The organism is Rhodococcus sp. USK10 (assembly GCF_019378875.1).
Taxonomy (GTDB): Bacteria; Actinomycetota; Actinomycetes; order Mycobacteriales; family Mycobacteriaceae; genus Rhodococcus_F; species Rhodococcus_F pseudokoreensis.
On sequence record NZ_CP076047.1, the window covers coordinates 1,231,712 to 1,245,208 of the forward strand.

Sequence of the window (13,497 nt, forward strand, 5' to 3'; positions counted from 1 at the left end):
ATGGATAGCCCTGCAACGATTCTTCCCGAAGCGGCAGCCCGTTTCGGCGCCAAGCCAGCGTTGGTCACCAACACTCGCACAATGACTTTCGCCGAACTCGACGTCGAAAGCGACCGAGTCGGAGCCGGCCTCGTCGCGCGTGGAGTGCGGCCGGGAGACACCGTGTCGATTTACTCCCAGAACCGGTGGGAGTGGATTGTGGCTTACCACGGGGCTCTGAAGATGGGGGCGGTGGTCAACCCGGTCAACGTGATGTTGACCGCGGAGGAACTGATCTACGTCCTGCAAGATTGTGAATCGACCGCGGTGTTCGTCGGCGGAGATCGAACCGAGGTGGTCCTGGAAGCGGCGGGCGAGCTACCCGGGGTGAAGGCTGTCGTCACCTTCGACGACGACACGATCGCCGGTGCGGTGTCGTTCACCGACCTGATGCTCGAAGATGCTCCCTCGGTGCGACATTCGCCTAGACCGGAGCAGGCGTGTGTGATCGCGTACACGTCCGGAACCACGGGGCACCCGAAGGGCGCCGTGCAGAGCCACCGCGGAATTGCTCTCAATTGCGGGCTCACCGCGACGATGCACGGGCGCGACGACTCGGATGTGATCGTGACTGCGTTACCGGCGGCACACGTCTACGGGAATGTCGCGATCAACGGCACGTTGATGGCTGGCGGGACAGTGGTGTTGATGGAGCGTTTCGATGCCAGTCGCGCACTCGAGCTGATCGCCGAGCATCGTGCCACTCTGTTCGAGGGTGTGCCTGCGATGTACGCGACACTGCTCGCCGATCCGAACCTCGCCGCAGCAGACCTGTCCTCGCTGACGAGGTGCACCGTCGGGGGACAGACCATGCCTCTCACGACCATGGAACACTGGCAGGTGCGCTCGGGTGCTCCGCTGATCGAACTCTGGGGAATGACCGAACTGTCCGGGTTGGGTACGACGCACGCTCGCCATGCTCAGGGTCCCCTCGGCTCGGTCGGTGTCTCGCTTCCCGGCGTGGAGGTGCGTATCTCGGACCTGTCCGACACGAGTCGAGAGGCGACAGCGGGTGTGGCGGGGGAGTTGACCGTACGCGGACCGATCGTGATGCTCGAGTACTACAAGAACCCCGAGGCGACCGCCGAGGTGCTCGACGAGGCTGGTTGGCTCCGTACCGGTGACATCGCGACGAAGGACGCGGCGGGCAACATCTTCGTCGTGGATCGCCGTAAGGACATGATCATCACGGGTGGCTACAACGTGTACCCGGCGGAGATCGAGCGAGTACTCACCGCCCATCCGGCTATCGCGCTCGTTGCCGTCGGTCCGCTGCCGGACCACGTCAAAGGAGAGGTTGCGTGCGCGTACGTCGTGCTAAAGGCCGGGGTGACGGTCACCGAGGACGAGGTCATCGCGTTCTCCGCCACCAGGTTGGCCGCGTACAAGAGACCACGGTCAGTCCGCTTCGTATCCGATCTTCCTAAGACGTCGAGTGGCAAGATCATGCGACGGAAACTCGCCGATTCCAACGTATCGCGGGTCGGCTGATGGCGGGCTCTCAGTTTCTGCACGAAAGCCGTGCCCAACGAGTACATTTCGCCCGATCTGGCGCCGCAGATGTACTGAGGTCCGAGATCGGTCGGCTCGGCGCGTCGCGCGCGATGGTGATCTCGGGTAGTTCGAGATCCGAGAGTGTCGACCGGATGACGAAGGGCCTGCCCGTGGTGCTGAAGTACGACGACATCGCGATGCATGTGCCCCTGCCCGTAGCAGAGCGTGCCCGTGTCGCCGCCCTCCAGTGCGAGGCCGATGTGATCGTGTCGATAGGCGGTGGCTCGACCACAGGACTCGCGAAAGCGATCGCATTGGCGACGGGTACTCCGATCGTCGCCGTACCGACGACTTACGCCGGGTCCGAGGCCACCGCCGTATGGGGGATAACGGAAGAAGGTCGCAAGACGACCGGTATCGACATCCGGGTACTCCCGACGTCGATCGTCTACGACTCCACTCTGACCCTGACACTTGCTGTGTCCGACAGCGTTGCTTCGGGTTTCAACGCACTCGCTCATTGTGTCGACTCCATGTGGGGGCCTCGGACAGACCCGATAGACAGGATGTACGCCGCCGAGGGAATCCGCGCATTGTCGCGCAGCATCATTGCGGTTGCCGCCGATGGAGCAGATCTGGATGCTCGTGACTGCGCGTTCTACGGGACGTACCTGTCGGCGGTCGCGTTCTCGTCTGCCGGCTCCGGTCTGCATCACAAGATCTGCCACATCCTTGGTGGAGCGTTCGATTTGCCGCATGCGCAGACTCACACAGTCGTGCTGCCATATGTGTTGGCCTACAACGCGCCGGCCGCACCTGTGGGCGAAAGACAGATGGCGGCCGCATTCGGATCCGACTCCGCACTCTCGGGTCTCGAGGAAGTGAGACGTGCCGTCGACGCACCTCGGGCGTTGAGGAACTACGGAGTGACGGAAGCAGACATCGATGCCGTCATTCCGCACATCCTCGATCATGCGCCCGCCGATAATCCGAGGCCGGTCACGTTCCGTTCGATCCAGAAGTTGCTGTACGCGGCTGTGAACGGCGATGACCCGGCAAATTCGACAGACGAAAGTGATGTGGAATGACCGACATCGAGTCGACGAATCGAGACGACGTCGCACAGCACGAGCTTGAAAGTTCTCTCACCGCGCGGGTGGTGCGGTCGTTCGGCGAGTCCCCTGACGATCGCCTCGGGTTCATCATGACCTCGCTGACGACGCACCTTCACAGCTTCCTCCGCGAGGTGCGCCTGACCGAGGACGAGTGGGCACGCGGCATCGAATTCGTTACTGCTGCGGGGCATATCACCGATGACCGTCGGCAGGAGTTCATTCTGCTGTCTGACGTTCTCGGCGCCTCGATGCAGACGATTGCCATGAACAATCCGGTTGTCGGTGACGCCACCGAAGCGACAGTGGTCGGACCCTTCTTTACGGAGGAATCGCCCGAGATTCCCCTGGGCGGTGACATGGCCGGCGGCGCGTCGGGTCGACCGTGCTGGGTGGAAGGCACGGTCACCGATACCGCGGGAGTTCCGTTGGCCGGGGCAAGGATCGACGTCTGGGAGGCGGACTCGGACGGGTTCTACGACGTTCAATACGACGACGGCCGCGCGGCGGGACGAGGTCACCTGTACACCGATGACGTTGGTGGCTACAGATTCTGGGGCCTGCGGCCGGTGCCGTATCCGATTCCTCACGACGGTCCGGTCGGGGAGTTGCTTGCCGCTGTCGGACGGTCACCGATGCGCGCGTCGCATCTCCACTTCAAAGTGAGCTCGGAAGGAATGCGAACCTTGATCACCCACATCTTCGTGGAGGGTGACGAACTCCTCGAATCCGACGCGGTGTTCGGCGTCAGGGATTCCCTCACCAAGAAGTTCGTCGAGCACGCTGGCGGCTCGTCCACTCCGGACGGCCGCGACCTCGGAGACAGTGCATGGTCCAGTGTGCGGTTCGACATCGTCCTCAGCTCCGTTCCGAGTTGAAAGTTCAGCACGCTTCCCGTAGGAGATCGGATCCGATATGACACAAAGGCAAGACATGACCGTCGAACCGCAGACGGGCTCCCTCGACGGACTGGTGGCCGTCGTCACCGGGAGCGGACGCGGAATCGGGCAGGGCATCGCTCTGCGCCTCGCACAAGGAGGCGCAGCCGTGGTCGGACTGGACCTCGGCGAGCAGAGCGAGACGGGCCAACTGGTCGAGGCCATCGATGCGTTGTGGTCCGCTCACGATGTCGATATCACCGATGCGGACCGTGTGACCGACATGGTCGCGGAGGTGGTCGACCGGCATGGCCGGATCGACATTCTCGTCAACAACGCCGGTATCGACGACGCGGTCGGATTCGACGAGCTCGACCCAGCTAGGTGGCGACAGATCCAGGCCGTCAACCTGGAGGCACCGTTCGTACTGGCCAAAGCCATCGTTCCGATCATGCGTCGACACGGGTACGGACGGATCATCAACATCTCGTCCGGGTCGGTCCTGAGCCCCATGACCGGATTCATCGCCTACCGGTCTGCCAAGATGGGCATCATCGGCCTGACCCGAGCCCTAGCCACCGAGCTGGGTGTCGACGGAATCACCGTCAACGCCGTAAGCCCCGGCGTGATCGCGACCCCGATGGCAATCGGCAGTCTTCCGGAGGAGTTTCTCGACGACCAGGTGAGCATTCAAGGCATCAAGCGACTCGGAGCGCCAAGCGATGTCGCTCACGTGGTGGCATTCCTGGCCGGCGCAGAGGCCTCCTTCGTCACCGGGCAGAACATCTCCGTCAACGGCGGCTCGACCTTCGTCTGAAGTCGGCCGCATTACGTGAGCAGTCGCCGGCAGACGTCGGTGGGCTTCCATTGAAGATTGGACGGGCACTATGCGTGGATTGATGGACAAGGTAGCTCTGGTGACCGGAGGTGCCTCGGGTATCGGCGCCGCGACGGTGACGCGCCTACACGGCGAGGGTGCGCTGGTTGCAGTCGGCGATCTCGACATGGACGGTGCACGAAGGCTGTCGGACGAGCTCGGAGACAGAGTTCAGCCGTTTCACTACGACGCGATGGATCCGGAATCGATCACCGACATGGTGGCAGCCGTCGTGGCTCGTTTCCGAAAGCTGGACATTCTGCACAACAACGCAGGCGCAGTCGGCCGCGAAGACACCACCGTGGTCGACACACCCCTCGCGATGTGGGAATCGGCGATGAACCTGAACGCGCGCGCCTATTTCGTCTGTTCTCGTGCTGCGCTACCCACCATGATCGAGAACGGTGGTGGGGTGATCGTCAATACCGCGTCGAGTTCGGCTTTCGCCGGCCAGCTTACTCAGACGTCCTACGGCGGCTCCAAAGCGAGCATCGTGGCGCTTACTCAATACATCGCCACTCAGTACGGCCGACAGAACATCCGGGCGAACTCGGTCTCGCCAGGAATAGTCGTAACGCCCGCGTTGCTGAGGGTTGCTCCGCAACTCGTCGAGAGCATGGCACCCACCTTGCTGACCGAGAGACTGGGCACCCCAGAGGACATCGCCTCGACGGTGGCCTTTCTCGCGTCGGACGAGGCTCGGTACATCACCGGCCAGAACCTCTGCGTGGACGGTGGGTTGTTCGCCCACGCTCCCTACGTCTCGTTCTAACGGCGACCGTGACCGCCGCCGCCGAGGGGGCATCCGCATCGGCCGGCCGGTGACCGCCTCGTTGACCCACGACGTCAATCTCACCCTCCACAGGGCCCGGTACGCGGCGGAGCACGGCCTGTGCCTCGACGCGGCCGGTTGCGTCCATGAAGTGCGCACCTGCCGGGCCGACGAGATGATCGCCGCGGTCCCGGCGAAGCAGTGCCGCCGGACCTCCGCCGGCGACGGCGCTCACGGCCCGCGGGAGTACTCCTGGGCCTGAGCACCCGGCCGTGGGCACTGGCTGCTCGCCCGCCGATCACTATCGGATCCGACCGAGATTGCGTACTACATCTGCGCCGGACGCCGGCGTACCACGCTCACCGAACTCGCCGCCATCGCCGGATCACGGTGACGGGTCGAGGAGTGTTTGCAGCAGGCCAAGAACGAGGCAGGCCTGGACCAGTATCAGGTGCGCACCTACCGGCCCTGGTACGCCCACACCACCTTGTCGATGCTCGCCCTCGCCTGGCTGGCCGGGACGAAAACTGAAGCGGTGAAGGGATATGTGGCCGGAGAGTAGGTCATCGGTTCTCCTCTGCCGCACGGCGTTCAGACTGACGATCTTCTGGTCGTCAGTTTCGGGTGTCGGCACTTGGGGTTCCTCTCGTTGACAGGCGGCGTCCGCGGATCAGGCGCAGCGGGGTGTGTGTTCGCGCCGGCCTCACATGTTCGGCCCGGCGTTCCCGCAAGCCGTATCAGCTGCCCAGGCGACCGCGGCCGGTGGTCGGCGAAGACCGCGACGGCGTCGACGACGGTGATCTCGACCTCCTCGAACGCCGCGGCCAGAGCCGCGTGTAGACAGTCGAGGTCGTCGCCGCGGTTGTGAAACAGCGTGATCGGTCCGTTGTAGAGGTTGTTCAAGGCGCGGCTGAGAAGAGTGTGGTGCGCACCGGTGTCGAGGATGGTCGAGCCGAAGAACACCCCCGTCGTCGGCCATGACCGGGCGATGTGACCGAACGCGCGACCCTTCACTCGTCGCCTGCCGATGTCGGCGGGCTGATGCTCCACCCAGGTACCGAGGTGTTCTGGCGCGGCTTTCCTCGCCGCGCTCAAGAAACGCGGCCTGTCCGGCGTCCGGTTCGTCATCAGTGACCAGCATGCCGGGCTCGGTCGCGGCACTGCGGCGCCCGTTCGGTGGTTGGGCGTCAGCGGTGTCGGGTGCATTTGGCGCGAAACCTGCTGGCGCATGGCCCCGAGTCGCACTCCGACATGGTCGCCGCGGTGTTTCGCACGATCTTCGCCCAGCCCGATCCCGCGACCGCGGCCTCGACGTGGGACGAGGTCCGTGATCAGTTGGCCGGCCGGTTCCTCAAGATCGGTCCCTTGATGGACCAGGCGAAGTCAGAGGTATTGGCGTTCAGCACATTTTCGTGGGCGTGATGGTGGAAGATGTGGTCGACGTATCCGTTGGAGCGGGTAAACAAGGAGATCAAAGCGCAGAGCCCGTATCGTGGGCATCTTACGAACGAGGCGGCCGTGGTCCGACTCGTCGGTGCGGTCCTGGCCGACATGCATGATGGGTGGCAGTCGTCTAGTCGTGCATCACAACCTCCGATTTGTGTCGGGTGTTGCGAAGTTCACTGGAATTCACTCTGCAGAGCTACACCTGTGACAGCGACGGCCTGTGCCATATGCTTGGCCATCTGGGACTCCTAACCAATTTCGCCGTATACATCCTCGGAAAATCCATCCCGACCCGACCTTTGCCACGTCCCGCAATGACCTTCCCTCGGACCGTCGGTCGCGCGGCTGAGCGAAGCGGAGGCCATAGAACCCCTTGCAGGCCGCCGACGCGGTTCTTTCGCGATGCGTCAAAGACATGAGCCTGCCATCAGGAATCGATTTTCGATTGCACAACCCACACCGCAATTTGTGCCCGGGAGGTAAATCCCAGCTTATGCAGAAGGTGTTCGACGTGTCCCTGTGCGGTGCGGGGCGAGATCACCAGACGAGCGGCAATCTCCCTGTTCGTCAGCCCTTCGGCGATCAGGTCGGCGACCTCGCGCTCGCGTTTAGTCAGTATGCTTGACAACCCGGCTGCGGGCGTCGTCGGACGCGGAATCGGAAGCGGCTCGCCCAGCGCATAGGAGACGGCTGCGTCGAGACCGAGCGCTCCGCCCTTTCGGCGAGAGGCATCGAATACCTGCTCGCTCATCGCCTGTCGGGTCCGGCGTTCGCACTCGTCCTGGTACACGAGCAGGCCCGGAAAGAACACCGTTGGACTCCCCAGTGACCGACTGAGCCCCTCAGCGGCCGCGGTCAACACGGCCGCACGCTCGAAATTCTGATCCTCGGCGGCGATCCATGCGAGCGCCTGCAGGCACACACTGGCATTGAGTCGGTGATTTGCCAGCCGGTCGACCTTCAGCGCTTGCACGAGTAGCCGCACCGCCCGTGCGCTATCACCGTGCCGCCATACCGCGACTGCCAGCGCCCACAGCGAATACGACCGATACACCGATTCGCCTTGCGCCTCGGTGATCGCGAGGACGCGCTCGTGGCAATCGATGGCTCGTTCCGAGTCGTGGAGTATTTCGTGCGTCACACCAAGGACTCCCATGGCAACGACCTGGAAGAGGAGGTCGTTGGGCGACGTGTATACGTGGAGGGCATTCTCGAGATACGCGAATGCCTCGGACGGCTTTCCTTCGAATAGTGCAAGAAGACCAGCGGCGAGGTCGATATGGGCGTGAAACGCCGGGTCGGTCGTCTGGATGGCGAGCGCACGCCCCTCCTCCACCCAGGCAGCCGACGCGCGAAGGTCGGCCTGCACCCCGGCCAAAACAGTCGCGCCGTAGAGCGCCTTGGCTCTGTAGACAGTAGATTCGCCCGTCCGGTATGCCAGAAGACGGTCGAGCCACCGCCGTCCCTCGCTGAACAAACCCTGGGAAAGCCAGAACGGGTACAGTGCGGCAGCAATCCGTAGCCCGACCTCGGGACTGTTGGAAACACAAAACTCCAGCGCCTCGCGGATATTTGGTTGTTCCCGAGCCAATCTGGCGATCAACGCGAGCTGCCGGGAGCTGATCCATTCGGTTTCCGCCTCGACCGCCAGCCGCTCACACCAGTCGCGGTGCCGACGTTGAAGCGCGAGGTAGTCGCCGCTCTCCTGCGCCTTTTCCCGTCCGTAGGCGCGGACGGTCTCGAGCATTCGGAACCGCACCGCGGAACCCGACTCTTCTCTCGTCAGGATCGACTTGTCGACGAGGAACGTCACCGTGTCGAGGAGGTCGTCTGCGTCGTCACCATCGCAGACCTGTTCCGCGGCCTCGAGTTCGAAACTGCCCGCGAACACTGAGAGCTGCGCCCACATCCGTTGCTCCGCAGGGGTGCACAGGTCAAAGCTCCAGTCGATGCACATCCGCAACGTCTGCTGCCGGGACGGCGCGTCCCTGCTGCCACGAGTGAGCAGCAGGTAACGATCGGTGAGGCGCTGCAGGATCTGGTCGGGCGTCATCGCGCGAAGCCGGGCCGCCGCCAGTTCGATCGGTAGCGGCAGCCCGTCCAGCCGCTGACAGATTCGGGCGATGGTGACCTTGTTCTCCTCGGCGAGCTCGAATCCCGGGACCACGGCGGCGCCGCGTTCCGCGAAGAGGGTGACCGCATCGTTGCGGGGCAGTCCTTTCGGCAGGTGATCGGGATCCGGGACGGGCAGCGGGGGAATCAGCAGCGCCGTTTCCCCGCCGATTCCGAGCGGTTCGCGGCTCGTCGCGAGAATTCGTAGCCGAGGGCACGCGCGCAGCAGGATTTCGGCGAGTTTCGCGGCCGCGGCCACCACCTGCTCGCAGTTGTCCAGCACGAGCAGCACTTCACGCGGGGCAAGGAACTCGACGAGCACCTCGTGCGAAGGTCGCGCAGACTGGTCGCGCAACCCCAGCGCGACCACGACCAGGCCCGCCAGCAGCGTATCGTCGCGCAGCTCAACCAGTTCCACCAGCGTCACACCGTCGGAGAAGTTTCGTTTCGCCTTGGTGGCTGCGCGTAGAGCAAGCCGGGTCTTTCCCACCCCGCCGATTCCGGTCAACGTCACCAGCCGCGCCGTCGACAACAAGTTGGTCGCCTCGGCCAGTTCCGTGCGTCGGTCGACGAAACTGGTCAGCTCCAGCGGTAGTCCACCCGTTCGCCCCGAATCCGCCGGTGACCACGACGGCCGACGCCCCGCGTCCTCTTCCGCGAGACGCGCCGCGGTTCCTCCCTGCACTTCCCCTGGTGCCGTGTGTATTGCCATCTCGTCGACTGGGAAGCCGTAATGCAGTTGGGACTCGCGGAGTTGCCGACCCAGTTCCACCGCGGAAGGGCGGGCACCTGCCTCGGCGGACATGGCACGTTCAATGACACCGCTGACGTCCTCGGAAATGCCGTGTTCGCGCGGGTTCGGAACCGGCTCGGACGTGATCCTCAGGAACTGTGCCACCAGTTGCTCACCGCTGCGGCGTTCGAACGCCGCATGACCGGTGATCGCCGCGAACAGGGTGGCGCCGAGGCCGTACACATCGGCAGCAGCACTCGGGGGCTCACCGGCCACCACCTCGGGGGCGGTAAACGCAGGCGAACCCGTCACGACGCCGGCGGTGGTTTCGAACCCACCGGCGATGTGAGCGATGCCGAAATCCGTCAGCGCAGGCTCGCCGTAGTCGGTGAACAGGATGTTCCCGGGCTTGACATCGCGATGTAGGATTTCGAGCCGGTGGGCAGTTTCGAGGGCGCCGGCCATCTTCACCCCGAGTCGCAACGCTTCGTCCAGGGGGAGCGGCCCCTGGCGCCGGATCCGCTCGTCGAGCGACCCCTCGGCGTGATACGGCATCACGATGAACGGCCGACCGTTCTCGGTGACACCGGCGTGGAGAACAGTGACGATGTTGGGGTGACCGGTCAGCCGGCCGGCCGCACGCTGCTCACGCAGGAACCGTGCCCGATTCTCCTCGTCGAGGTCGGCGGTGAGAACCTTGACCGCCACGGTGCGGTCGAGGGCAGCCTGGGTGCACCGGTACACGATGCCGAATCCACCGCGGCCGATCTCCTGGGCATCCTCGAATCCGGCCGCCGCCAACTCCGCGGTGACCGAACCGGACACGTCGCGTTGCGTCCCGAACGGATCGACGTCCGTCATCGACTACATCGATTCATCCCGCTCGAGGCACAGCCAAACGAATGCCACACTGCTCACCTCTCGACGATGTACCCAAGAATATCGCTGCCCGGCCCGGCCTGCGCAAGACGTCCCAGCAGGCCCGCGCGACCTTCGGGCAGTCCACGCGATAGAACAGCGCGGCGGCCGCCGAAACTCGCAGGATCGTCGCACCCCCCGGGCGCGCTAGGTGGTGAACATGGAGTCAAACGCAGACTGGATTACGCATCCCGCCCTTCCTGAAGAAACCTTCGGGACGAAGCGGGCGCGTTAATGAGGCGTGATTGGCGTCGTGAACCGACACGCAGGGCATGAGGAAGACCTCCTCATCGGCATAGAGGACGGCGCGCTTCGTCTCAGCTCCGTCGAACGTGCCCACACGCCAGCAGTACGCCAGGGCGAACTCGAGGTGCTGCTCGCTGTCTGGGACCGGTTTTGATGGCCTCCATCAGCACCGGTGCAACGTTTGTCCCTCTGCGGTTGGTGAGGAAGGCAGACCACACCAACTCGAGCGTCGCCTCCATTTGCTCGACTTGGGGGATGAGCCCCGATCCCAGCAGGACGTGAACGGTGCTTCCGGGGATCCGCTGGAGTACTCGTGCGCGTAGGACGGGGGACTATTCGGTCGTCCTCACCCCAAATCACGAGGACCGGGGCCGTGATCGGTCACGTCGTCACACGCCGTGGTCGAGTACAGGCCAGAGGAACTCCGCACCGCAATCCATGGTCCAGGTCAGGTGGGCCATAGCATCAACGGCCGCGGCCGGGGTCTTCCGGAAGCGCCCACATCGCTTGGGGGCGTTCCGCAGAGGGATCACTGCACAGGAGGTTCGGCAAGGGCCACGGCGCGGTCAGCACTTCGAGCGTCCAGGGTTGTCGGCGGACCACAGGCTTGCCGGACCAATGAGTGTTTCCTGGCCGAACAAGTCCAGGAAGCAGGAGGTGAGCTCGGCAGCCAGCATGCCGCCGAAGGACTGACCGGTGCTCCATGAACGCCGAGCTTCTGCAAGGCCTCCTCGTAGACCAGACGAGATCGAAAGTGTCGTTGACCTTGTGTATGGCAAACGTGTCGTCCGCGCTGGTACCCGGCAGCCGCTACCGGATCGACGAAGGAGCTCGCTGCGCTGGAAACTGCTGGATCGGGCCCGGACCAGATGGCCGCAACTGGCCACGATCAACACCCGATTCTGCAGCAACTTCGCATACGTCGACGGCGTGCTGACCGACGGGACAATGAATCCGATGCGAATGCGGTAGATCGCGGATCCGCCAGTGTGTGGGGATTCGCGATCTACCTCGGCAGCAGCGGCAAGTACCAGGACTCGGTCCTGCCCAACGCAAACTTCGTCGGCAGTCCCGAGGACGCACTCGACTGCGCCTGTGGGCTGTGCCTCGGCGACCCGACCGCTTGTCAACAACCCCCCGACGAGCTTATGAATCAGACCACTAAGCCCGGATGCACCGATTCGCTGGCCTGATCGCAGCGAGTTTCGTTGGGTGGCATGGGACGGTGTGTGGGCATGGTTGAGCATCCGACCTCTCGTGTCGGGTTGTTCCACTGGGGCTTTCGCGTTGAGGGTGGGCAGATGTCCTGGGCGTTAGGCGACGATCGGGTGTGCGCGACCGAAGGTGTTGTCGAACAAGTTGTGCCACGCTGTTTCCCACGGCCAGTTCTGCGGGAGGTGCAGCGTCAACCGTCTCGCCGAGGAGGCGACGCGGGCGGGGACCGAGACAATGGTGCGGCGGAGGGTGCCGGTCGTCGCTTTCGTCAGTTTGGGATCGCTGGTGAGGGTACCGGCGGCGCGGGTGAGGTTGAACGCCATCACCGCGCAGACGAGCCGCGCGGCGTTCGCCGGAAACGAGTTCGACGGTAGATGGGCGAGTGCGGAGTTCTTCAGGTCCGCGTGCACCTGCTCGATGATGGCGTGCTGGCGGTGAGTCTTGTCGGCGGCGACGGTATCGAGGTCGTCGGGGTCGGTGGTGGTGAAGAACGCGTGGAACCGCCAGATGTCGAACAACGTGCCCTGACCTTGGTCTTTCTTCGGTCGCAGGTCGGGGATACGCCGCACGACCAACCGTCCCGCAACGTGGTGGGCCTTCTTCTGGGAGGCGAACGCCGTGAACGGGATCTCGGCGACCTCCGCCCGCGAGATCCAGGTGTCGGTGCCCTCGTCGTAGAGGGCGTCGGTGTACTGGATCGGCGTCCACGAGGACTCGTCGTCGCCGATGGAGGCGATCGCACGTTTGATGGTGGAGGTCAGGCGCACGGTCACCGAGACATCGGCGCCGGCGCGGAGCGCGGCCCCGATGGTGGGATAGCCGTAGAAAGCGGAGTCGCCGCGGACCAGGGGCTTAGACGCGCCGTGGCCATCCGCCCCGCCGGCCTGGGAACGCAGCCGGTCGACGGTGGCCAGCGCATCGGAGACCATCCGGGCGGCCCCACGTGCGGAGCCGCACGCTCCTCGGCGCAGGCGTTGGCCGACGATCACCGGCGCAGCGGTCTCGGTGGTGACGGTGGCGATGAGGGCGTTGAGTCCGCGCACGCCGGAGTAGCCGTAGCCGGAGCCTTGTTTGCCGTGGCCGTGGACCTCGATGATCGAATCGTCGATATCGACCAGGACTCGCCCGGTGTCGATGCCGGGGACCAGTGGGGTCTTCTCGGCGAGGTTGCCCAGGAACCGCGAGGCGACGGCGTCGAGTTGCCGGACGTGTCCGAAGCTGAACTGGCGAAGAAACGATCCCAGGGTCGACGGTGCATAGGGGCGGTCGAAGACGGTCCCCATCGCCCCGTGCCGCAACAGTGCCAGGTCGGCGATGCTGTCGGCGCCGGCGACCATCCCACCGATCAGGGACCCGACCTTGTAGCCGGCGTGGGCACCTTTGTCGGTCGGCACGCTCAGGTGCTGATCGGCCAGGGTGAGCAGGCCGCTGGCCTGCGCCAACGCCATCACCGGGACCAGCCCCGCGGTCGACATCAGATTCGGGTCGTCGAACCTCGCCGCGGCGACGGGCCGGGTGTGAGATAGTTGCATCTGCGAGATGCCCTCCGGTGTGGTGTGAACTGATCCCTAGACAAGATCGATTCTTCCACTACGGCAGGGCATTTCGTCGTTACGACCCGCTCGCCACCCCAACCGAATCGGTGTATCCGGGCT

8 protein-coding genes and 2 pseudogenes are annotated in these 13,497 nt (G+C 64.4%); 7 read left to right on the plus strand and 3 right to left on the minus strand.

The features are described 5' to 3' along the window. From I1A62_RS06305 to I1A62_RS06330, 6 genes and pseudogenes are all read left to right on the plus strand, one after another. Complete coding sequence (locus I1A62_RS06305; RefSeq protein ID WP_219454815.1) at positions 1-1,530, plus strand: class I adenylate-forming enzyme family protein; 1,530 nt, start codon at positions 1-3, stop codon at positions 1,528-1,530. Beyond that, on the plus strand, positions 1,530-2,621 hold the full coding sequence (locus I1A62_RS06310) for a maleylacetate reductase (RefSeq protein ID WP_219454816.1): 1,092 nt from the start codon (positions 1,530-1,532) through the stop codon (positions 2,619-2,621). Before I1A62_RS06305 ends, I1A62_RS06310 begins: the two co-directional genes overlap by 1 nt. Beyond that, positions 2,618-3,523 carry a dioxygenase gene (locus tag I1A62_RS06315; RefSeq protein WP_219454818.1) on the plus strand — a complete coding sequence of 302 codons (906 nt, stop codon included), beginning with the start codon at positions 2,618-2,620 and terminating at the stop codon, positions 3,521-3,523. Before I1A62_RS06310 ends, I1A62_RS06315 begins: the two co-directional genes overlap by 4 nt. Before the next feature lie 55 nt (positions 3,524-3,578). Beyond that, positions 3,579-4,340, plus strand: coding sequence for an SDR family NAD(P)-dependent oxidoreductase (locus tag I1A62_RS06320; RefSeq protein ID WP_219454820.1), 762 nt, complete (start codon positions 3,579-3,581; stop codon positions 4,338-4,340). Positions 4,341-4,422: 82 nt separating this feature from the next. Continuing rightward, a complete protein-coding gene (locus I1A62_RS06325; protein ID WP_257890487.1) occupies positions 4,423-5,172 on the plus strand; it encodes an SDR family NAD(P)-dependent oxidoreductase in 750 nt (249 codons plus the stop codon). Between the two features lie 154 nt (positions 5,173-5,326). Then, a pseudogene (locus I1A62_RS06330) lies at positions 5,327-5,734 on the plus strand (IS701 family transposase); the annotation flags it as partial. A gap of 29 nt (positions 5,735-5,763) precedes the next feature. Here the strand turns inward: I1A62_RS06330 and I1A62_RS46830 are convergent. Then, positions 5,764-6,135, minus strand: a complete 372-nt coding sequence (locus tag I1A62_RS46830) for a hypothetical protein (RefSeq protein ID WP_308340746.1) — start codon at positions 6,133-6,135, stop codon at positions 5,764-5,766. A gap of 96 nt (positions 6,136-6,231) precedes the next feature. Here I1A62_RS46830 and I1A62_RS06340 point away from each other — a divergent pair. Next, positions 6,232-6,753, plus strand: a pseudogene (locus tag I1A62_RS06340) (transposase); the annotation flags it as partial. A 292-nt stretch (positions 6,754-7,045) separates the two neighbouring features. Here I1A62_RS06340 and I1A62_RS06345 read toward each other — a convergent pair. Continuing rightward, a complete protein-coding gene (locus I1A62_RS06345; protein ID WP_219454825.1) occupies positions 7,046-10,324 on the minus strand; it encodes a protein kinase in 3,279 nt (1,092 codons plus the stop codon). Positions 10,325-11,940: 1,616 nt separating this feature from the next. Further along, a complete protein-coding gene (locus I1A62_RS06350) occupies positions 11,941-13,374 on the minus strand; it encodes an IS1380 family transposase (RefSeq protein ID WP_219454826.1) in 1,434 nt (477 codons plus the stop codon). Positions 13,375-13,497: the final 123 nt, after the last annotated feature.